This window comes from Gordonia sp. NB41Y, assembly GCF_030718915.1.
Taxonomy (GTDB): Bacteria; Actinomycetota; Actinomycetes; order Mycobacteriales; family Mycobacteriaceae; genus Gordonia; species Gordonia desulfuricans.
The window spans coordinates 678961-699831 of sequence record NZ_CP132196.1; the positions used below are offsets into that span (position 1 = coordinate 678961).

The window sequence follows — 20871 nt, forward strand, 5'->3', positions numbered from 1 at the left end:
GCCCGTCGGCTCCGATCGGGGCCGGTGGGCGCTCTTGCGGGGTCGATGCGTATCCGGACCGTTCTCCACGCCATCGTCGGCCGGCTGTGGCCGGTCAATCGGTCACCAAACGGTGGCCGACCTCGATGGGGAGGACGGGTGGGCGGGCACTGATCGTTGCGTGCTGGTCCGTCCCGGTTCCGAACGTCATCGGTGTCGTCTCGGACAAAGTGTGTCCGCGATAACCCCACAAGTATCCCACACTGCGGGTCGACGCCCGCACACTACGTGCACAGCGCGCGTCGACCCGCGTGTCAGGACAGGGTCAGGAGGCGAGTTCGGGGAACCAGATCGCGATCTCACGCTCGGCGGATTCAGGCGAATCCGAGCCGTGGACCAGGTTGTTCTGGGTGCTCAGGGCGTAGTCGCCGCGGATGGTGCCGGGCACGGCCTTCTCCACGGGATCGGTGCCACCGGCGATCTGACGCCACGCCGCGACGGCGCGGGGACCCTCGACGACGGCCGCGACCAGCGGTGCCGAGGTGATGAACTCCAGGAGTGCGGGGAAGAAGGGCTTGCCCTCGTGCTCGGCGTAGTGCCGGCGGGCCAGCTCGTCGTCGACCGTCTTCAGTTCGAGCGCGACCAGGGTCAGTCCTTTGCGCTCGATGCGGGCGATGATGTCGCCGACCAGGGAACGGGCGACGCCGTCGGGCTTGATCAGTACCAGTGTCCGTTCAGTCACGCACACACTGTAGCGGCGTGGCCGGACCACCACCGTGCCCGACCTGGCCGGGCCGGTCGCACGCTCACGAACAGTACGGCCCCGACACGGCGTAGAACCCGTAGTCGAACAGATTGCCCGGTGCCGTGTTCGGGTTGACGATCAGCTGCAGACACCCTCCGGGGTCGACGAGCGCACCGCGCAAGGCGAGGTCGAATTGCTGCGCGAAACCCAGGTTGGCCAGGCGATATGCGGACGGGACCGGCAGGGCCGCGATCGCATCGGCGGCCTTCATGCGGGAGAGCTGCTCGGTGAATCCGTGCGTGGCCTGGTAGCCGTACGATCCCGCGGGCACCGGCATCGGCGAACTCGCGGTGGGGTACAGCGGCTCTTCTGCCTCCGGTACCGGTGACACCGATCCCGGCGCCGGGGTTCGTTGTTCCGAGGTCTCCGGGGTGGTCTCGGGCGCGGCCTGGGCCCCGGTGGCGGTGACGATCATCGCGACCACCGCGACCACTGCGGCCAGCAGTGCCGGAACTCCCCGTCTCCAGTGGGAACGAACCCTGCGCGATACGGCGGTATGGGTACGGGGACGGGCGATGATCACGCAACTCCTCGGGTCGACGGATGCCGCACTCGGCGAACTTTCGCCCGAGTATCACAGCCCCACAGGACCCCGATGACCACGAGAAGGTCACGATTCGGTCGCGATTGCGCCCTCACTTCCGGTGACGGCTCCCCACCGCCGGTGTCCTGTGCGGTCAGCCCCCGGTTCGCTCAGGCCTCGGGATCCGGTCCGTCGCCGATCGGACGCTGTCCGGCGAGACGGCCCTCCCGCATCCGACGGGCCACGTCGGCCCGGATGTAGCGGATGTAGAGCCACACGAACAGGAAGATCAGCCCGATCACCGCGATCGACCAGTGGAACAGGCCACCGATGATCACCAGGAACTGCAGGCCGATGTCCATCTCGAGCGCGCGGGCCCGGCCCTGCATCCCGCAGGCCAGGATCAGCAGCACGGTGATGACCGCGAGGTAGGTCCCCGACACCCAGGTCAGTCCCCCGCCGAGCTGGGCGACCACCGGGAAGGTCAGGATCATCACGATCACCTCGAGGACCAGCGTGCCGGCCATCACGCCACGCAGCCCCTTCCACGGATCGGTGGCCGGCGCGGTGAAGCCGGGATGCTCGCTCATGACGGTTCCTTACCGAACAGGGTGCGGCCGGCACCGGCGGTCACCACCGAGCCGGTGATGATCACCCCCGCGCCGGAAACGGGTTCACCGTCGGATTCCTCGGCCAGTCCGATCGCCGTGGCGACCGCATCGGGCAGGAAGGGATCGACGACGACGCGGTCCTCGCCGAACACCTCACGGGCGGTCTCGGCAAGAGCCTCGGCGTCACGGGCCCGGGGCGATCCGTTGTTGGTGATCACCACCTCGTCGAGGATCGGCTCGAGGGCCGCGAGCACGCCCTCGGCATCCTTGTCGCCGAGCATGCCGATCACCCCGACGAGCCGACGGAAGTCGAACTCGTCGGTCAGCGCCCGGGCCAGCGCCTGTGCGCCGTGCGGATTGTGGGCGGCGTCGACGAACACCGTCGGCGCGCTGCGGACACGTTCGAGCCGGCCGGGACTGGACACGGAGGCAAAGCCCGCGCGTACGGCGTCGACGTCGAGCTGACGGTCCGGGCCGGCACCGAAGAAGGCCTCCACCGCGGCGAGCGCGAGGGCGGCGTTGGCCGCCTGGTGGGCGCCGTGCAGCGGCAGGAAGATCTCCTCGTACACACCGCCGAGACCCTGGATGCGCAGCAGCTGACCGCCGACCGCGGTGGCCGATGCGAGCACCGCGAACTCGGAGTCCTGCCGGGCCACCACCGTGCCCTTCTCCACGCTCTCGCGCAGCAGCACGTCCATCACCTCGGGCGCCTGCGGTGCGATCACCGTCACCGGGTCGATCTGCACCAGATCGTTCTTGCCGCGCTTGATGATCCCGGCCTTCTCCCCCGCGATCGCCGCGAGGGTGTCACCGAGGTAGTCGGCATGATCCATCGCGATCGGGGTGATCACCGCGACCGCGGCGTCGACGACGTTGGTGGCATCCCACCGGCCGCCCATCCCGGTCTCGACCACCGCGACGTCGATCGGCGCCTCGGCGAAGCACGCATAGGCGATCGCGGTGAGCACCTCGAACTTGCTCATCCGCGGGCCGTCGGCGGCGGTCGACGAGTCGTCGACCATCGTGATGTACGGCTCGAGGTCGCGGTAGGTGTCGATGTAGGTGCGGGCCGGGATCGGCCGTCCGTCGATGGCGATCCGCTCGGTCACCCGCTGCAGGTGCGGGCTGGTGATCCGGCCGGTCCGCCGGTGCAGCGCGACCAGCAGCGCGTCGATCATCCGGGTCACCGACGTCTTGCCGTTGGTGCCGGCGACGTGGATCGCCGGGTACGCATGCTGCGGCGATCCGAGCAGATCCATCAGCGTGGAGATCCGGGTCAGCGACGGCTCGATCTTGGTCTCGGGCCACCGGGTGTCCAGGTCGGCCTCGACCTCGGCGAGTTCGGCCAGGTCGGCGTCGCTGTCGGCGACGATCACCGGGGCGTCGTCGTCGCCCGGATATCCGGCATCGCCGCGCACCTCGCCCGCGTCGTCGGCCAGCAGGGAGCCCAGCGCCATCGGATCGGGTTCGATGTCCCCGGCATCCTCCCAGCCGGCGAAGTCGGCGGCGGTGAAGATGGGTTCCTCGTCGTCACCGGGCAACGGTCCGTCGATGTCGACGTCGTCGGGACGACGATCGTCGCGGCTCACGATCCGCCCAGCGATGCGAGCTTGGCCTTCAGTCGCTCGACCTCTTCGACGGCGATCTCACGGCGTCCGCGGATCTTGGCGACCACCGCATCCGGCGCCTTGGACAGGAACTGTTCGTTGCCGAGTTTGGCGGTGGTCTGTGCCAGCTCCTTCTCGGCGGCGGCCAGGTCCTTGGTGAGGCGTTTGCGTTCGGCCTCGACGTCGACGGTGCCCGAGGTGTCGATCTCGACGCCCACGGTCGCACGGCTCAGACGCACCTCGAGGGTCGCGGTGGCGGCGAATCCGTCGGCCGGGTCCTCGAGGCGGGCCAGCGACGCGATGTAGGCCACGGCCGGTTCCAGACCCGACTCGGCGAGCGCGGTGAACCGCACCGGCACCTTCTGACCGGGCTTGAGGCCCTGATCGCTGCGGAAACGACGCACCTCGGTGATCAGCTTCTGCAGATCGTCGATGGTGACGGCCGCCTCAGCGCCGTCACCGGCGGCCACCGGGGTCGGCCAGTCCGCGACGACCAGCGACTGCCGGCCGGTGAGCGTGGTCCAGAGCACCTCGGTGACGAACGGCATCACCGGCGAGAGCGCCCGCAACAGCCGGTCCAGGACCGCACCGAGGACCAGTCGTGTTGCCTCCGAACGCTTCTCGTCGTCCTCGGCGAACTGCACCTTGGCCAGTTCGAGGTACCAGTCGCAGAACTCGTCCCACGCGAAGTGGTACAGCGCCTCGCACGCCTTGGAGAACTCGTAGGCCTCGAAACCGGCGTCGACCTCGGTCAGCACCTCGTCGAGGCGGCCCAGGATCCAGCGGTCGGCGACGGTGAGGTCGGCCGGCAACCCGGCGTCGGGCACGGTCGCGCCGTTCATCATGGCGAACTTGGTGGCGTTGTACAGCTTGGTGGCGAAGTTGCGCGACGACTGCGCATGGTCTTCACCCACCGAGATGTCGCTGCCCGGGTTGGCGCCACGGGCGAGGGTGAAGCGCAGCGCGTCGGCGCCGAACCGCTCCACCCAGTCGAGCGGATCGATGCCGTTGCCCTTGGACTTCGACATCTTGCGGCCGTGTTCGTCACGGACCAGGCCGTGCAGGAACAGATTGCCGAACGGGACGGCCTTGTCGGGGCCGAGTTCCTTGCCGACGTAGGTGCCGAACATCATCATCCGGGCGACCCAGAAGAACAGGATGTCGTAGCCGGTGACGAGAACCGAAGTGGGATAGAACTTCTCGAGATCGTCGGTCTTGTCCGGCCAGCCGAGCGTGGAGAACGGCCACAGACCCGAGGAGAACCACGTGTCGAGCACGTCGGTCTCCTGGGTGTACCCGGCGGGTGCCTCCTCGTCGGGGCCCACGCACACGACGTCGCCGTCGGGGCCGTACCAGATCGGGATGCGGTGGCCCCACCATAACTGACGCGAGATGCACCAGTCGTGCATGTTGTCGACCCAGCCGAACCAGCGCGGCTCCATCGACGCCGGATGGATCACGGTGGACCCGTCGCGGACGGCGTCGCCGGCGGCCTTGGCCAGGGATTCCACCTTGATCCACCACTGCATCGACAGGCGCGGCTCGATGGGCTCGCCGGTGCGCTCGGAGTGGCCGACGCTGTGCAGGTAGGGCCGGACCTCCTTGACGATGCGTCCCTGCTCGGCGAGGGCCTCACGCACCTTGACGCGCGCCTCGAACCGGTCCATGCCGTCGAATTGCGTTCCGGTGCCCGCGATCCGGGCCTCTTCGTCCATGATCGTCGGCATCGGCAGGTCGTGCCGCAGGCCGAGCTCGAAGTCGTTGGGGTCGTGGGCGGGGGTGATCTTGACCGCGCCGCTGCCGAACTCGGGGTCGACGTAGTCGTCGGCGACCACCGGGATGGTGCGGTCGAGGAAGGGATGGGCGAGTTCGGTGCCCACCAGATGGCGATAGCGCTCGTCGTCGGGGTGCACGGCGATCGCGGTGTCGCCGAGCATGGTCTCCAGACGGGTGGTGGCCACCACGATGTGCGGCTGGGAGTCGTCGAGCGATCCGTACCGGAAGCTGACCAGCTCGCCCTCGACGTCGGCGTAGCTCACCTCGATGTCGCTGACCGCGGTCTTGAGCACCGGCGACCAGTTGACCAGCCGCTCGGCCTGGTAGATCAGTCCGTCGTCGTACATCTTCTTGAACACAGTGTGCACCGCGCGGGACAGGCCCTCGTCCATGGTGAAGCGCTCGCGGGACCAGTCGACACTGTCGCCGAGGCGACGCATCTGCTCACCGATGTTGCCGCCGATCTCGGCCTTCTCGGTCCAGACGCGCTCGATGAACTTCTCGCGGCCCAGGTCGTCGCGGGTCTTGCCCTCGGCGGCGAGCTTGCGCTCGACCATGGTCTGCATCGCGATCGCGGCGTGGTCCATACCCGGCAGCCACAGCACCTCGTAGCCCTGCATGCGGCGCCGCCGGGACAGCGCGTCCATCAGGACGTGCTCGTAGGCGTGGCCCATGTGCAGGGAGCCGTTGACGTTGGGCGGCGGGATGACGATGGAGAACGCGGGCTTGTCCGAACTCGCGTCGGCGGTGAAGTAGCCCGCGTCCACCCACGCCTGGTAGAGCCGGGCCTCGTGCTCGGCGGGGTCCCAGGTCTTCGGCAGCTCGCGGGAGGAATCGGGTGTGCTCACCCCACAATCTTAGGAAACGCCGCCGAGGCCCCCGCCGCCGACCGAGGTGCGCAGGCGATGCAGGTCGTCGGGCGCGTTCACGTTGGTCAGCCATGTGGCGTCGCTCACGGTCACGCGATGGGTGACCAGGGCATCGAGCGCGGCGGTCATCCGGCGCTCGCCCCCGTCCACCAGACCCTTGATCACCGACGCCGCACGCACCCGGTAGATCCCCGCCATCGGATGGTCGCGCTGGGTGTCGCTGGCCACCACCGCGTCGGCGGATTCGGTGATCCCGCCGAGCAGTTCGTCGATCAGTCCGGTCTCGATCAGCGGCATGTCGGTGGCGCAGACGAAGGCCAGATCGGCACCCGCCGCCGCAGCCGCCGACAGTCCGGCGGCGAGCCCGCCGAGCGGTCCGGTACCGGGTTCCTCGCCGGTGACCCAGGTGGCCGGCGGCCCCCCGGTGCCGTGCAGATCCTGATACGCCGGGGACGCGGTGGTCGCGGCGATGAACACCCCGGCCGGGCAGCGCCGGTCGGCGATCTCGACGATCCGCGCGAGCATCGGCTGCCCCGCCCAGTCCATCGCCGCCTTGTTGTGGCCCATCCGTCGCGAACGTCCGCCCGCGAGGACGAGGCCCGCCAGGTGCATCCCGGTTGCGTTGGTCATGGGATCAGTCTGTGGGACAACGGGCCCGCGAGGGGGCAAGATGAACGAATGGCCCATATTCACCACCCCGATGCCGACGCCGACGTCACCGTCGACGAACCCGACGTGGTCCACGTCGACCACGTCAAGCACTATGCGGCCGGGGTGCCCGCGGTGGCGGTCGCGCTGCAGCGCGGGATGGAGCAGATGGGGCCGGTCCGAACAGCGCGCACCCTCGCAAAACTCAACCAGCGCAACGGTTTCGACTGCCCGGGCTGCGCCTGGCCGGAGACGCCAGGACACCGTAAGCACGCCGAGTTCTGTGAGAACGGGGCCAAGGCGGTCGCCGAGGAGGCCACCCGACGACAGGTCGGCCCGGAGTTCTTCGCGCGGCACTCGGTGGCCGATCTGGCGACCCGGTCCGGGTACTGGCTCTCCCAGCAGGGCCGGTTGACCCATCCGATGTACCTCGCACCCGGCGACACCCACTACCGGCCGGTCGACTGGGACGAGGCCGACCGGATCGTCGCCGCCGAGTTCGCGGCGATGACCACCCCCGACGAGGCGGTCTTCTACACCTCGGGCCGCACCAGCAACGAGGCCGCATTCGTCTACCAGTTGTTCGCGCGCAGCCTCGGCACCAACAACCTCCCCGACTGTTCCAACATGTGTCACGAGTCGTCGGGTACCGCCCTCACGTCGTCGATCGGCATCGGCAAGGGATCGGTCAGCGTCCCCGACCTCGAGCACGCCGACCTGATCCTGATCGCCGGACAGAATCCCGGGACCAATCACCCGCGCATGCTGGGCACCCTGGCCAACGCGAAGGCCAACGGCGCCCGGATCGTCGCGATCAACCCGCTCCCCGAGGCCGGCCTGATGCGGTTCAAGGATCCGCAGAAGGTGGGCGGAGTGATCGGCACGGGCAGCAAGCTCGCCGACGACTTCCTGCAGGTTCGCATCGGCGGCGACATGGCCCTGTTCCGTGGTGTCGCGAAACTGGTGCTCGACGCCGAGCGCGCCGCCCCCGGCACCGTGTTCGACCAGGACTTCCTCGACGAGCACTGCGCCGGCGTCGACGACTACCTCACCCTGCTCGAACGTCTCGACTTCGACGACGTCCTGGCCGCCACCGGGCTCACCCAGGCGCAGATCCGTGATCTGGCGGATGCGGTGATCCGCGCCGACCGGATCGTATTGTGCTGGGCGATGGGCCTCACCCAGCAACGCCACGGGGTGGCGACCATCGCCGAGGGCACCAACCTGCTGTTGCTGCGCGGGATGATCGGCAAGCCCGGTGCCGGGCTCTGCCCGGTGCGCGGCCACTCCAACGTGCAGGGCGACCGCACCATGGGCATCTACGAGAAGATGCCGGAGGCCTTCCTCGCCGCGGTCGACCACGAGTTCGGCATCACCAGCCCCCGCGCCCACGGATTCGACACCGTCGCGGCGATCGACGCGATGACCCGCGGACAGGTGCGGGTGTTCATGGCGATGGGCGGCAACTTCGTGTCCGCGGCACCGGACACCCGGGCCACCGAAGCCGCGCTCGCCCAGTGCCGACTGACCGTGCAGGTGAGTACCAAACTCAACGAGTCGCATGTGGCCACCGGCCACGCCGCACTGATCCTGCCCACCCTGGGCCGCACCGACAAAGACGTCATCGCCGGAGTGCCACAACAGGTCTCGGTGGAGGACTCGATGTCGGTGGTGCATCTCTCGCGCGGTTCGCTGAAGCCGGCGTCGGAGTTGCTGCACTCGGAGGTGGCGATCATCTGTGATCTCGCCGAGGCCACCCTCGGCCCCGATCATCCGGTGGAGTGGTCGGCGCTCAAACACGACTACGACCTGATCCGCGACCGTATCTCGCGGGTCATCCCCGGATTCGAGGGCTTCAACACCCGGGTGCGGGCCAAGGACGGCTTCGTCCTACCCCATCCCCCGCGCGACGCCCGCAAGTTCGAGACATCCACCGGGCGTGCGAATTTCGCGGCGTATCCGCTCGAGTGGGTACCCGTCCCCGCGGGCCGTCTCATCCTGCAGACGATGCGCAGTCACGATCAGTACAACACCACCATCTACGGTCACGACGACCGCTATCGCGGCGTGAGCGGCAATCGGCATGTGGTGCTCGTACACCCTGACGACATCACCGCGCTCGGGCTGCAACCCGGTCAGCACGTCGACGTGGTGTCGGAGTTCGACGGACCCGACGGCCTCGAGGAACGCCGGGTCACCGACTTCGAGGTGGTCGCCTACGACACCCCGCGGGGCAATGCCGCCGCCTACTACCCCGAGACCAATCCGCTGATCCCGCTGAGATCGGTGGCGGCCGAGTCCAACACCCCGGTCTCCAAGGCCGTGGTGGTGCGGCTGGAGCCGCGCGCCTGACCTGACCGATGCCGGGCGGGCACGTCCCGCCCGGCCCGGTCGCCGGCTGCCCTGCGTTCTCGGTTGCCCTGCGTTCTCGGTTGCCTGCGTTCTCGGTTGCCCGGCACCGGGCCCGCGGTCAGACGGCAAACTGCAGACGGCCACACCCTCGACAAGCGAGAAGCCGGGTTCCCGTGGGAACCCGGCTTCTCGTGGATATCCGGTGCGCGGTGTCAGGCGCGCGGGGTGAGCACCCGCTCAGGCACTCTTGTCGCGACGCTCGTCGTCGTCATCGGTGCGCGGCACGATCGTCGGCAGCACGTTGTCGTTGACGGTCTCGGCGGTCACCACCACCTTGCCGACGTCGGTGCGGCTCGGGATGTCGTACATCACCGGGAGCAGCACCTCCTCCATGATCGCGCGCAGGCCACGGGCACCGGTTCCGCGGTGGATGGCCTGGTCGGCGACGGCCTCGAGGGCGTCCGGGGTGAACTCCAGCTCCACGTTGTCCATCTCGAAGAGCTTGGTGTACTGCTTCACCAGGGCGTTCTTCGGCTCGGACAGGATCGAGACGAGCGATTCCTTGTCCAGGTTGGTCACCGAGGCGATGATCGGCAGACGACCGATGAACTCGGGGATCAGACCGAACTTGATCAGGTCCTCGGGCATGACCGCGGCGAAGTGGTCGGTGGTGTCGACCTCGTTCTTGCTGGCCACCTCGTTGCCGAAACCGATGCCGCGCTTGCCGATTCGCTCGGCGATGACCTTCTCCAGCCCGGCGAAGGCACCGGCGACGATGAACAGCACGTTGGTGGTGTCGATCTGGATGAACTCCTGGTGCGGGTGCTTGCGTCCGCCCTGCGGGGGCACCGACGCCTGGGTTCCTTCCAGGATCTTCAGCAGGGCCTGCTGCACGCCCTCACCGGAGACGTCGCGGGTGATCGACGGGTTCTCGCTCTTGCGGGCGATCTTGTCGACCTCGTCGATGTAGATGATGCCGGTCTCGGCGCGCTTGACGTCGTAGTCGGCGGCCTGGATCAGCTTCAGCAGGATGTTCTCGACATCCTCACCCACATATCCGGCCTCGGTGAGCGCGGTAGCGTCGGCGATGGCGAACGGCACGTTCAGCATCTTCGCCAGCGTCTGCGCGAGGTAGGTCTTGCCACAACCGGTGGGGCCGAGCATCAGGATGTTCGACTTCATCAGCTCGACGGTCTCGCCGCTGCGGGCGTCCTTCTTCTCGCCGGCCTGGATACGCTTGTAGTGGTTGTACACGGCCACGGCCAGGGTGCGCTTGGCGGTGTCCTGGCCGATGACGTAGTTCTCCAGGAAGTCCTTGATCTCGGCAGGCTTGGGCAGCTCGTCGAGTTTCACGTCGCCGTTCTCGGCGAGTTCCTCCTCGATGATCTCGTTGCACAGGTCGATGCACTCGTCGCAGATGTAGACGCCCGGTCCTGCGATGAGCTTCTTCACCTGTTTCTGGCTCTTGCCGCAGAAGGAGCACTTCAGCAGATCGCCACCGTCTCCGATTCGTGCCATCTCGTGCTGTACCTACTTCCTCGATGTGGCCGGACTGCCAGTTGTCTCGATGGTGCCGCCACCGGATCGGTGACGACGGGAGGCCGGCGGACGCGGCGCGTCATGGGCAGACCATGACATCTCCGCTGTTACGACGGTACCCGCGTACCCGGATTACTTCGACCGCTTGACGTAAATGTCGTGGGAGAAAATCGTGGTCGACGGCGCCGCATCACCGGAGCGGCGGCGCCGTCGACCCGATCGGGTCACTTCTTGAAGGACTTCTTCCGGTACTCGAACACCTCGTCCACGATGCCGTATTCCTTGGCGGCGTCGGCGGTGAGGATGTTGTCGCGGTCGGTGTCCTTGCGGATCTTCTCGGCCGGCTGACCGGTGTGGCGCGACAGGATCTCGTCGAGGCGGTTGCGGATCCGCTCGATCTCGGCGGCCTGGATCTCGAGGTCGGAGACCTGACCCTGATAGGCACCGCCGGTACGCGGCTGGTGGATCAGGATGGTGGCGTTCGGCAGCGCGGCACGCTTGCCGGGGGTACCACCGGCCAGCAGGATCGCCGCGGCCGAGGCCGCCTCACCCAGGCACACCGTGACGATGTCGCAGTGCACGTACTGCATGGTGTCGTAGATCGCGAGCATGTCCGGCACGCTGCCGCCGGGCGAGTTGATGTACATGGTGATGTCGCGGTCGGGGTCCTGCGACTCGAGCACCAGCAGCTGCGCCATCACGTCGTTGGCGACGGTCTGGTCGATCGGCGTGCCGACGAAGACGATGCGCTCCTCGAACAGCTTGGCGTACGGGTCGTACTGACGCTGCCCGTTGGGGGTGTGCTCGATGAACTGCGGCAGGATGTAGCGCGCCTCGATGGACTTCAGCGCCAGCGCCGAGGCGGGGATGCCTGCGGCCACGTCGGCCGGCAGCGAGTCGAGGTGGGACATGTTGGTCATGGTCTGCTCCGTGGGGTTGAGGTGTCGGCGGTGGCGGTGCTGCGTCACGCTCAGGGCTTGATGGCGGTTGCCCGGGCGATCACGTGATCGACCAACCCGTACTCCTTGGCCTGCTCGGCGGTGAACCACTTGTCGCGATCCGCGTCGGCCTCGATCTTCTCCAGCGGCTGTCCGCTGAACTCGGCGTTGAGACGGTTCATCTCGCGCTTGGTGGCGGCGAACTGCTCGGCCTGGATGGCGATGTCGGCGGCGGTACCACCGATTCCCGCCGACGGCTGGTGCATCATGATCCGCGCGTGCGGCAGCGCGTGGCGCTTGCCCTTGGCGCCGGCGGCCAGCAGGAACTGGCCCATCGACGCGGCCATACCCATCGCGTAGGTGGCGACGTCGCATTCGGCGAGCTGCATGGTGTCGAAGATCGCCATACCCGCGGTGACCGAACCACCGGGCGAGTTGATGTAGAGGTGGATGTCGCGCGTGGGGTCCTCGGCGGCCAGCAGCAGGATCTGCGCGCACAGCCGGTTGGCGATGTCGTCGTCGACCTGGGTGCCGAGGAAGATGATGCGCTCACGCAGCAGCCGCTCGAACACCGAGTCGGTGAGGTTGAGCCCGGCGACGCCCGAGCTCATCGAAGGGGTGTGGATGGTCGGCTTGCTCACGGTTCCTACCTTTGCCTGTCGTAACCTCGTGCCGGTCGGCGACCCACACGTCTTTCTCACGTCTTCCGGTGCCCTCCGGCGTCGTCACCGACACTAACCAATCCGGGGCCACCGGCACTCCCTCGGACACCCCTATTCGCTGAGAGCAGAACGGTATCCGTTCATCCCCCGCTCATCTGGCGGTGCCGATCGCACATCGTGCGCGGACGCGAACAGCCGGGCACCCGTATCGGGTACCCGGCTGTTCGAAGCAGTCGAGGATCAGTCCTCGGCCTCCGCTGCGTCGTCCTCGTCGTCCTTGCCGAAGAATTCGGAGGTGTCGACGGTGGCGCCCTCGGAGTCGGTGACGGTGACCTCCGGGACGACCGACGCGAGCGCCTTGCCGCGGCGGACGTCGGCGTACACCTGACCGACCTGGTTGGCCTGGGTGAGCTGCTGGATGAACTCGGCCGGCTGCATGCCGTAGCGCTGCGCGGTGAACAGGATCTGCTGGGTCAGCTCGTCCTGGCTGACCTCGGTGTCCTGCTGATCGGCGATCGCGTCCAGCAGCAGCTGGGTGCGCACCGACTTCTCGGCACCTTCGCGGGCGTCGGCCTCGAAGGCCTCGCGGGTGGTGCCCTGCGCCTCGAGCAGCTGGGCGAAGATCGCCTCGTCGTGGCCGATGCTGTGCAGCACCTGCTCGAGCTGTCCGTCGACCTCGGCCTGCACGACGTTCTCCGGCAGCGGGATCTCGACAGTCTCGAGCAGACGCTCGAGGACGGCCTCACGGATCGCATTGGCCTGCTCGAGCTTCTGCGACTGGGCAGCACGCTCGGCGAGCGACTCGCGCAGCTCGTCGACGGTGTCGAACTCGCTGGCCATCTGGGCGAACTCGTCGTCGAGTTCCGGCAGCTCGCGCTCCTTGACGGAGTTGACGGTGACGGTGACCTCGGCCTCTTCGCCGGAGTGGTCGCCGGCGACGAGGGTGGTGGTGAAGACCTTGGAATCGCCGGACTTCAGGCCGACGAGGGCCTCGTCGAGACCGTCGATCAGCTGGCCGGAGCCGACCTCGTGGGACAGACCCTCGGTGGAGGCCTCCTCGACGGCCTCACCGTCGACGGTGGCCGACAGGTCGATGGAGACCATGTCGCCGTCCTGGGCCGCGCGATCGACACCGGCGAGGGTGCCGAAGCGGGCGCGCAGGTTCTCGAGCTGCTCGGCGACGGCGTCCTCGTCGGACTTCAGCGCGTCGACCTCGACCGCGATGGCCGAGTAGTCGGGCAGGGTCAGCTCGGGACGGACGTCGACCTCGGCGGTGAAGGTGATCGACTCGCCGTACTTCAGCTCGGCCAGATCGATGTCGGGCTGGCCGATCGCCTTGGTCTCGGTCTCGGCCACTGCCTGCGAGTACTTGGCGGGCAGGGCGTCGTTGACGACCTGCTCCAGGATCGCGTCGCGACCCACGCGGGCCTCGATCAGCTTGGCCGGCGCCTTACCCGGGCGGAATCCGGGAATCCGGATCTGCTGGGCCAGGGCCTTGTAGGCCCGGTCGAAGTCGCCCGAGAGCTCCTCGAACGGCACTTCCACGTTGAGCTTCACCCGGGTGGGGTTCAGCTGCTCGACGGTGCTCTTCACGCTGCGCATGCTCCTTATTTCTGCGTTGCGGACGATCTCTGCATTGCGGACGCCTCGGTGTCGCGTCCCTGCCCTGAAACTCTGTCGGGATGACAGGATTTGAACCTGCGACCCTCCGCTCCCAAAGCGGATGCGCTACCAAGCTGCGCCACATCCCGTGGCCCCCGCGTCGCGCTACGTCACCTGGACGTACCCGCACATGCAGGGCCGACTGGACATCTTACGGGTCGGGCTCCCACTCACGAAAACCCGCCCCCCGACGCGGCGGGACGCCGACGATCACCGGACCTCCGAACACTCACGGCAGCGGCCGATTTCGGTTCCGGCACATCGAGCAGGTACAGTCTGATCCGCACGAGCGACCGCAGCCGAAAGGCCAGGTCGAGGCGGCACGCGGGTGTAGCTCAATGGTAGAGCCCTAGTCTTCCAAACTAGCTACGCGGGTTCGATTCCCGTCACCCGCTCGCGATCACCCCGCACCGGATTCATCCGGTGCGGGGCTTTTGCATTTCAGGGGGCCATCTCGGTTCTTTCGGCCCTGTGATTCAGATCATATTCGGGCGTACGGTGGGGACATGTCTTCCAGTCATGTCAAGAGCCAACGTAAATGCCCATCCTGTGGCGCCAACCTGTATGTCCGCAAGGACGTCACCGAGACCGACAACGGCATGCGCCGCGTCGACACCATGCTGGTGTGCCGCGACGAATCCTGCACCGAACCGGCCCGCCACCTCGGGACCGAACTGCTCCAACCCGCGTGATCCACACCCCCACACACCCCACCCTGCCTGGTCGTTAGCAGGCAAAAGTGTTGACTTCCCCCCACCCGCCCCGCAACCTGTTCGAGGTCGGGGATTCCGGCGCGGCATCGGCGCCGCGTGAGACATCGGATATCCATCCAGGGGGAACATCGTGCCGACTCTCGTCCTCGGAACCCGTGTCGGGTTCCGAGCTCTTCGCCGTCCAGCCGTCCGGCCACGTGCCGCGCACGCTCGGACACACCGACCGTCCGATCGACGGGTCACGACCGGACGAACGGGCCTCGTCCTCGTCGCCGTCGCCGCCCTCACCCTCGGCGCGCTGACCGCCGGGACGCTCTCGGCCGGTCCCGCACACGCCGACGACGTCGCACTCCCGACGCCGTTGCCCGATCCGTTCTATGCACAACCGGCCGATCTCGACCGATTCCACAACGGTGACGTGATCTCGGTGCGCCCGCGGCCGAATCCGCCGGGATTCTTCGACGTCGCGACCTATCAGCTCCGGTTCCGGTCGACCGACAGCCAGGGACACCCCATCGCCGCGGTCACCACGGTGCTGATCCCCACCAAGAAGAAGGCCGACGGCCCGTTGCTGTCGTTCCAGCACATCATCAACGCGGTCGGGCTCGAGTGCGCGCCGTCCCAGGCGCTGTGGACCCAGGACCCCAACCTGACGATCCGCGAGGCGCCGGGACTCAACGTGGCACTGCAGCGCGGATGGACCGTGGCGATCCCCGACCATCTCGGCCCCCGCAGCGCCTACGGCGCGGCGAGGCTGGGCGGTCAGATCGCCCTCGACGGTGTCCGGGCGGTCCGGAACTTCGCCCCGGCCCGGGTCGCCCACTCCGACGTGGGACTGGCCGGCTACTCGGGCGGCGGCATGGCCACCGCATGGGCGGCCGCGCTCGCCCCCACCTACGCGCCCGACCTGCCCATCGTCGGCGCGGCGTACGGCGGCGTGCCGATGGACCTCGTCCGGATGGCCGAGGGTCTGGGCTATTCCAGCCCGCATCCGGCGTTCGGCCTGGCCTTCGCCGCCGCGATCGGCCTGTCCCGTGAGTATCCGCAGCAGATCCCGATGCAGAGGTATCTGTCGGCGACCGGGGTACGGATGTACACCGAGATGCGCAATGCCTGCACCAACGACATCCTGCGGCTCGGTGCCGGCCACTCGGCGCAGGAGGTGAGCGTCGGCGGAAAGCAGATCTTCGAGAACCCCACAGCACGACAGGTGCTCGCCGACAACGGTCTCGTCGACTACCCCGGGGTCCCGAAGACGCCGATCTTCGAGTGGCACAGTCCCACCGACGTACTCATCCCGGTGTCCGCGATCGATCAGACGATCCGTCGGTACTGTCGTGCAGGCGCGCGCGTGCAGCAGTTCTCGACACCCTCACCGGATCACATGAGCGCCGCCGTGATCGGCCTTCCCGCGGCTTTCTCGTACTTGAGCGATCGATTCAATGACGTTCCGGCACCGGACAATTGCCGTTGAAGAAAGGGCGAAGCGGACATTTTCGGCGATATTCTGTCGATATGTGAGGGCAATCACATCCCCAGGGCGCATCTCGCTCACCTCGAGTTTTCATGATGCGAGACGGCAAAGTTCGTCTGTACTCCTCTGTCCGCAGTACAAGCCTTTGGCCCGCCCACAACGGTTGTGTAACGATGGAGTCACGCACCGTGCCTGGTAATTCCCGAATGCAAAGGTTCAACGAGAGTGCCGAACAGCAAAGCTTCACACCGTAGTGGCCGCGGCATCAGCCGTCTGGTCGCGATCGTCGTCGGCGTCATGGCCGTCTCGCTCGCGCTGCCCGGGCTGGCGCAGGCCGCTCCCGTGACCGTGATCCCGGGACTGCCGCCGGTCGAGGTCCCCGACATCCCGGGCTTGCCGACACCGTCGACACCCAAGACCACCACACCGGAGCCCCCGACCACGAGCACCACCACTGCGCCGAGCACTCCGACCGGCCCGGTGCAGCCCAAGGTCAAGACCACCACCGGCTACATCGCGCTGGCCGATGACGCGACCCACACCATCACCTGGTGGAAGGACGGCGACGTCGTCAAGACCATGCCGATCTCGATGGGTTCGAATCAGCACCCGACTCCGAACGGTGTGTACCACACCAAGGAGAAGTACCGTGACATGTACATGGACTCCTCCACCTACGGCGTGCCGATCGACTCGCCCGAGGGCTACCGCACCTACGTCGAGTACGCGACCCGCATGTCCTGGGATGGCATCTTCATCCACGCCGCCCCGTGGTCGCTGGCCCAGCAGGGTGTGAGCAATGTCAGCCACGGCTGCATCAACGTGAGCACCGAGAACGGCAAGTGGGTCTACGACAACATCCCGCGTGGCACCCCGATCGTCGTCCGCGGCACCATCGGCGGTCAGTACACCGGCGACTGATCACGTCCCGGACGTCTGATCAGCACAGCGTCTCCCGGTCACGAAGGCCCGGCCCCCATCACGGGGACCGGGCCTCCGTGCACATCCGGGCACGCCGGTGTGATTCGATCCGGAGCCCCGACCCGACGCGGAGGTGATCCACCGCGGGTGCTCCGCTCGAGTCGATCGACACCGGGGTGCCATCGGTCGCCGATCACCGGGTCGCGGACCGCGGCCGATCCCTCGACTCGATCGGATCCGACGAGACCGCCTGCGCCCCGGCGAACGTCGCCTGCACCTGCAACCAGCCCGCCAGCGCCTGACACCCGGTGGTCTCCGGGTCGGTCACCGGTGCGCGCCGATACGGCTCTGCGGCATACGACGTGTGCCGTCCACCGCGCCGGTTGTGCAACCTCACCCCGGGGACGGCGATCTCCGGTGGCAGATATCCCAGCACCTCACGACGTGCCGACGCCAGACGCCCGACGTCGCGGCGCCATTGGCGCGGACCGAACCGGGTTCGTTCGGCGTTCTGGAAGGCATTGGCGCGCAGCGACCTCCACATGACGCCGAGCCACCGCCTCGTCGTGGGCAGGGCCAGGGCGCCGGTCAGGTCGGCGACATCGCGGAAGTACGAGTCCGAGGCCGCATTGCAGATCATGTCGTCGGCGGCACCGACCCACCAGATCGGGAGATCGGCGGGGATCGCCGGCCCCGGGCCCGCGACACCCCAGCCGCGGCAACCGGGGACCACCCCAGGGGGCTGATGCGGGTCGGCGACCAGTCCGACCGCCAGAATCCGTCGCCGAATCACCGCCGCCCTCGGCGAGGCACTCCCCCACAGGGCCGCGACGACACGGCGGATCACCACCGCGCCCTGGGAGTACCCGATCAGCACGACCGGCCCGATGGAGTCACCGAGAGCGCCGGTGAGCGCGTCGACACCCGTGGCCACACTCTGCTCGTAGCTCATCCCGTGCAGCGTCGGCGCCGGCCCATAGCTCGCCGGATAGCCCACCCACCTCGCCCGGAACCGGTCGTCGAGGACGTCGGTGACGGCTTCGAGAAGTCCGGTCACCTGCGTGCGGACATCACCCGAATAGGACTCGCCGGTGCCGCCGACGACGAGCACCGAGATCGGACCCGCGGCCGGTACCGGCGACGGTCCATTGCCGTCGGCGGCGGTCTCGATCAGGTTTGACGACATGGGTCCATGGTCGGCCGGAGTCCATGAGAGCACCCGTCATATGCACTGAACGTCTGCTGAGAACCGGACTGGCCTACAACAGAAGGTAAGGGAGATCACGTCAGATCCGGTTGCGTAACACAATTGTTACACGGACAATGGATAGCAGTCAGAAAAGATTACACACTATCGAGAATTGCGAAAGAAGCGGTACCCATGTCGTTCGCACGCTTGCGTGAACGTTTCCAGTCCCCCCAGAGCATCCGGCCCTCCGACACCACCCGGCGCCGTCTCTACGACCGCATCCACGAGGTCGCCGGAGAAGCCCAGCGCGACGAGCTCCTGGTGATGGCCCAGCGCCTCGAAAAGCGCTGAGTCCCACCGACACCCCTGTCCCGTCGATCACCAGCGGTGATCACGGGACACAGTCGTTTCCGGACCCGGACCGACCGGCCATCTCCGTCCGATGCGCGGGCGAGCAGGTCGACTAGGTCTGACAGTTGCTGCACCAGTAGAGATTTCGTCCGTCGAGCTCCGCGGTCGACACCGGTGTGCCACAGATCCGACACTTCTCCCCCGTGCGCCGGTAGACATAGGTCCGTGGACGGTCTCGCGCGTAGGACCCCGGTCCGTGATCGTCCTCCGGACGCACCACATGCATCCGTCCACGCCGCACCCCGACCTTCATCAAGGCCACCAGGTCGGTCCAGATCGCATCGAAGTCGCTGCGCCGCAATGACTTACCGGCAAGCATCGGGTCGATACCGGCACGGAAGAGGACCTCGGCACGGTAGACGTTGCCGACCCCGGCGAGCACTTTCTGATCCATCAGCAACGCACCGACGGGACGTGACGAGCGGGAGATCGCCGTCCAGGCCCGCTCCGGGTCTGCGTCGGCGCGCAACGGATCGGGGCCGAGGCGGGCGATCAGTGCATCCAGGTCCGCCGGGGTGTAGAGCTCGCACGCGGCGGGACCACGCAGGTCGGTGCCCATCTCGGACCCCTCGATCCGCATCCGGACCTGCCCGACCGGGGCATCCATCGGAGCCGGACTCTCGGTGAAGGACCCGTAGAGACCGAGATGGACGTGCACCATCTCGGTGCGACGTCCATCCCGGTAGTACTGGACGAGATGTTTGCCCCAGGCCTGCGCCGTGGCGAACTCCATCCCGTCGACGACGGCGGCACCGTCGGCGAACCGGCCCTGGGGGCTGCTCACCCGAACGCGGCTGCCCCCGAAGATCTTCTGCTGCCGGCAGGCCAGCCGGTGCAGCGTGTGCCCCTCGGGCACGGTGACCGGTCAGGCCTCCGGAACCGCCGGGGCGACACCGGTCTTCTCGTACTCGGCGAGGATGTCGATGCGACGCTGGTGACGCGGCTCCTCCGACCACTCGGTGGCCAGGAAGGCGTCGACGATGGCCAGCGCCTCCTCGGTGGTGTGCATCCGGCCGCCGATACCCATCAGCTGGGCGTTGTTGTGCTGGCGGGCCAGCTGTGCGGTCTCGACGCTCCAGGCGAGCGCACAGCGCGCACCGGGCACCTTGTTGGCCGCGATCTGCTCGCCGTTGCCGCTGCCGCCGAGCACGATGCCCAGGCTGCCCGGGTCGGCGACGACCTTCTTGGCGGCGTCGATGCAGAACGCGGGGTAGTCGTCGAGGGCATCGTAGGCGTGGGCGCCGCAGTCGATCACCTCGTGTCCCGCCTTGGTCAGATGATCGGCGATCGCCGTCTTGAGCTCGAATCCGGCATGGTCTCCACCGAGGTAAACGCGCATGCGGCCACTATAGAACGGCGCCTGCCGGCCACGGCCGAGAACCCACCCGCACGGTGCGGCGGGTGGGTTGTTCCACGGCGGGCCGATGCACCGGGAGCGTCAGTCGAAGACGGGGTCCTCGTTGCGAGATCGCTTGAGCTCGAAGAAATGTGGGTACGACGCCAGCGCCACCGCCCCGTCCCATACGGTGCCTGCGGTCTCCCCGCGCGGGATCCGTGAGAGCACCGGACCGAAGAACGCGGTGCCGTTGATGTGGATGGTGGGCGTACCCACGTCGTCGCCGACCTTGTCCATCCCCTCGTGATGACTGACCCGGATGGCCTCGTCGAAGTCGGTCGAGTCGGCCGCACCGGCCAGCGCGGCGTCGAGATCGAGCTCCGCGAGCGACTCGGCGATCACCACGTCGAAGTCCTTGATCTGCTTGTTGTGCAGTCGTGTTCCCATCGCGGCATAAAGCGGTGCGAGGATCTCGTCGCCGTGCTGGGCAGCCGCTGCGGCGATCACCCGCACCGGACGCCAGGCTTGTGCGAGCACCTCACGGTAGCTCTCGGGGATGTCCTTGCCCTCGTTGAGCACCGCCAGACTCATGATGTGGAAGTTCACGTCGATGTCGCGGACCTTCTCCACCTCGAGGATCCATCGTGAGGTGATCCAGCACCACGGACACAGCGGGTCGAACCAGAAATCCACACGATCCTTCGATGACATCCCCATCGGTCCCTTCATCAGTTCGCTTCGTCGGTCGAACGGCGTTCATCCGCCGGCAGTGCTCGTCTGCCACCGGTGTTCGTCTGCCACCAGTGTTCCCCTGCCGACAGTGTTCGTCGAGCGGCGGCGGCATCGGGTCGACACC

At 67.6% G+C, this 20871-nt stretch carries 19 protein-coding genes and 2 tRNA genes; 6 read left to right on the plus strand and 15 right to left on the minus strand.

The window, feature by feature from the left end; all coding sequences use genetic code 11:
- Positions 1-304: 304 nt before the first annotated feature.
- From ndk to Q9K23_RS02890, 6 genes are all read right to left on the minus strand, one after another.
- Positions 305-721, minus strand: a complete 417-nt coding sequence (gene ndk / locus Q9K23_RS02865) for a nucleoside-diphosphate kinase (RefSeq protein WP_053778776.1) — start codon at positions 719-721, stop codon at positions 305-307.
- Between the two features lie 64 nt (positions 722-785).
- Positions 786-1307: a hypothetical protein gene (locus Q9K23_RS02870; RefSeq protein WP_020790932.1), complete on the minus strand. Its 522-nt coding sequence runs from the start codon at positions 1305-1307 to the stop codon at positions 786-788.
- Between the two features lie 170 nt (positions 1308-1477).
- Positions 1478-1897 (minus strand): DUF4233 domain-containing protein, encoded by a 420-nt coding sequence (locus Q9K23_RS02875; RefSeq protein WP_020790933.1) that lies wholly within the window; start codon positions 1895-1897, stop codon positions 1478-1480.
- Positions 1894-3375, minus strand: a complete 1482-nt coding sequence (locus Q9K23_RS02880) for a folylpolyglutamate synthase/dihydrofolate synthase family protein (RefSeq protein WP_082366137.1) — start codon at positions 3373-3375, stop codon at positions 1894-1896. The genes Q9K23_RS02875 and Q9K23_RS02880 overlap by 4 nt, the downstream gene beginning before the upstream one ends.
- A 128-nt stretch (positions 3376-3503) precedes the next feature.
- Complete coding sequence (locus Q9K23_RS02885; protein WP_020789678.1) at positions 3504-6149, minus strand: valine--tRNA ligase; 2646 nt, start codon at positions 6147-6149, stop codon at positions 3504-3506.
- 9 nt (positions 6150-6158) lie between these two features.
- Positions 6159-6800, minus strand: coding sequence for a molybdenum cofactor guanylyltransferase (locus tag Q9K23_RS02890; protein WP_059035133.1), 642 nt, complete (start codon positions 6798-6800; stop codon positions 6159-6161).
- Positions 6801-6848: 48 nt separating this feature from the next.
- On the opposite strand from Q9K23_RS02890, the gene Q9K23_RS02895 reads away from it, so the two are divergent.
- The gene (locus Q9K23_RS02895; RefSeq protein ID WP_053778765.1) at positions 6849-9170 is read left to right on the plus strand and encodes an FdhF/YdeP family oxidoreductase; all 2322 of its coding nucleotides are present in this window, start codon (positions 6849-6851) and stop codon (positions 9168-9170) included.
- 237 nt (positions 9171-9407) lie between these two features.
- On the opposite strand, the gene clpX is transcribed toward Q9K23_RS02895, so the two are convergent.
- The 5 genes from clpX to Q9K23_RS02920 form a co-directional block, all read right to left on the minus strand.
- Positions 9408-10688 carry an ATP-dependent Clp protease ATP-binding subunit ClpX gene (gene clpX / locus Q9K23_RS02900; RefSeq protein ID WP_020792023.1) on the minus strand — a complete coding sequence of 427 codons (1281 nt, stop codon included), beginning with the start codon at positions 10686-10688 and terminating at the stop codon, positions 9408-9410.
- A 245-nt stretch (positions 10689-10933) separates the two neighbouring features.
- Complete coding sequence (locus Q9K23_RS02905) at positions 10934-11629, minus strand: ATP-dependent Clp protease proteolytic subunit (protein WP_053778766.1); 696 nt, start codon at positions 11627-11629, stop codon at positions 10934-10936.
- 50 nt (positions 11630-11679) lie between these two features.
- Positions 11680-12288, minus strand: a complete 609-nt coding sequence (locus Q9K23_RS02910) for an ATP-dependent Clp protease proteolytic subunit (protein ID WP_020791230.1) — start codon at positions 12286-12288, stop codon at positions 11680-11682.
- Positions 12289-12549: 261 nt separating this feature from the next.
- Complete coding sequence (gene tig / locus Q9K23_RS02915; RefSeq protein ID WP_020791231.1) at positions 12550-13902, minus strand: trigger factor; 1353 nt, start codon at positions 13900-13902, stop codon at positions 12550-12552.
- Between the two features lie 84 nt (positions 13903-13986).
- A tRNA-Pro gene (locus tag Q9K23_RS02920) sits at positions 13987-14060 on the minus strand.
- 235 nt (positions 14061-14295) lie between these two features.
- Here Q9K23_RS02920 and Q9K23_RS02925 point away from each other — a divergent pair.
- From Q9K23_RS02925 to Q9K23_RS02940, 4 genes are all read left to right on the plus strand, one after another.
- Positions 14296-14366, plus strand: a tRNA-Gly gene (locus tag Q9K23_RS02925).
- A gap of 111 nt (positions 14367-14477) precedes the next feature.
- Complete coding sequence (locus Q9K23_RS02930) at positions 14478-14663, plus strand: hypothetical protein (protein WP_020791229.1); 186 nt, start codon at positions 14478-14480, stop codon at positions 14661-14663.
- Positions 14664-14982: 319 nt separating this feature from the next.
- On the plus strand, positions 14983-16158 hold the full coding sequence (locus Q9K23_RS02935) for a lipase family protein (RefSeq protein ID WP_053778779.1): 1176 nt from the start codon (positions 14983-14985) through the stop codon (positions 16156-16158).
- Positions 16159-16383: 225 nt separating this feature from the next.
- Entirely contained in the window at positions 16384-17079 is a 696-nt protein-coding gene (locus Q9K23_RS02940) for a L,D-transpeptidase (RefSeq protein ID WP_020791579.1), read from the plus strand.
- A 193-nt stretch (positions 17080-17272) separates the two neighbouring features.
- On the opposite strand, the gene Q9K23_RS02945 is transcribed toward Q9K23_RS02940, so the two are convergent.
- Positions 17273-18265 (minus strand): PE-PPE domain-containing protein, encoded by a 993-nt coding sequence (locus tag Q9K23_RS02945; protein WP_020791583.1) that lies wholly within the window; start codon positions 18263-18265, stop codon positions 17273-17275.
- A 195-nt stretch (positions 18266-18460) separates the two neighbouring features.
- Between Q9K23_RS02945 and Q9K23_RS02950 the strand changes: the two genes are divergently transcribed.
- Positions 18461-18619, plus strand: a complete 159-nt coding sequence (locus tag Q9K23_RS02950; RefSeq protein WP_020791582.1) for a hypothetical protein — start codon at positions 18461-18463, stop codon at positions 18617-18619.
- A gap of 112 nt (positions 18620-18731) precedes the next feature.
- On the opposite strand, the gene Q9K23_RS02955 is transcribed toward Q9K23_RS02950, so the two are convergent.
- From Q9K23_RS02955 to Q9K23_RS02965, 3 genes are all read right to left on the minus strand, one after another.
- Positions 18732-19535 carry a zinc finger domain-containing protein gene (locus Q9K23_RS02955; protein ID WP_020791580.1) on the minus strand — a complete coding sequence of 268 codons (804 nt, stop codon included), beginning with the start codon at positions 19533-19535 and terminating at the stop codon, positions 18732-18734.
- Between the two features lie 9 nt (positions 19536-19544).
- Positions 19545-20018, minus strand: coding sequence for a ribose-5-phosphate isomerase (locus tag Q9K23_RS02960; RefSeq protein ID WP_020791159.1), 474 nt, complete (start codon positions 20016-20018; stop codon positions 19545-19547).
- Between the two features lie 99 nt (positions 20019-20117).
- Positions 20118-20726 carry a DsbA family protein gene (locus tag Q9K23_RS02965; RefSeq protein ID WP_053778781.1) on the minus strand — a complete coding sequence of 203 codons (609 nt, stop codon included), beginning with the start codon at positions 20724-20726 and terminating at the stop codon, positions 20118-20120.
- Positions 20727-20871: the final 145 nt, after the last annotated feature.

What these genes read in the sequence shown, in the direction of transcription:
- Q9K23_RS02895 (WP_053778765.1), top strand. Translation starts at nt 6,849, where the DNA reads ATGGCCCATATTCACCACCCCGATGCCGACGCCGACGTCACCGTCGAC.
- Q9K23_RS02960 (WP_020791159.1), bottom strand. Translation starts at nt 20,018, where the DNA reads ATGCGCGTTTACCTCGGTGGAGACCATGCCGGATTCGAGCTCAAGACG.
- Q9K23_RS02875 (WP_020790933.1), bottom strand. Translation starts at nt 1,897, where the DNA reads ATGAGCGAGCATCCCGGCTTCACCGCGCCGGCCACCGATCCGTGGAAG.
- Q9K23_RS02950 (WP_020791582.1), top strand. Translation starts at nt 18,461, where the DNA reads ATGTCGTTCGCACGCTTGCGTGAACGTTTCCAGTCCCCCCAGAGCATC.
- Q9K23_RS02890 (WP_059035133.1), bottom strand. Translation starts at nt 6,800, where the DNA reads ATGACCAACGCAACCGGGATGCACCTGGCGGGCCTCGTCCTCGCGGGC.
- clpX (WP_020792023.1), bottom strand. Translation starts at nt 10,688, where the DNA reads ATGGCACGAATCGGAGACGGTGGCGATCTGCTGAAGTGCTCCTTCTGC.
- Q9K23_RS02945 (WP_020791583.1), bottom strand. Translation starts at nt 18,265, where the DNA reads ATGTCGTCAAACCTGATCGAGACCGCCGCCGACGGCAATGGACCGTCG.
- Q9K23_RS02965 (WP_053778781.1), bottom strand. Translation starts at nt 20,726, where the DNA reads ATGTCATCGAAGGATCGTGTGGATTTCTGGTTCGACCCGCTGTGTCCG.
- Q9K23_RS02930 (WP_020791229.1), top strand. Translation starts at nt 14,478, where the DNA reads ATGTCTTCCAGTCATGTCAAGAGCCAACGTAAATGCCCATCCTGTGGC.
- Q9K23_RS02880 (WP_082366137.1), bottom strand. Translation starts at nt 3,375, where the DNA reads ATGGCGCTGGGCTCCCTGCTGGCCGACGACGCGGGCGAGGTGCGCGGC.
- Q9K23_RS02905 (WP_053778766.1), bottom strand. Translation starts at nt 11,629, where the DNA reads ATGACCAACATGTCCCACCTCGACTCGCTGCCGGCCGACGTGGCCGCA.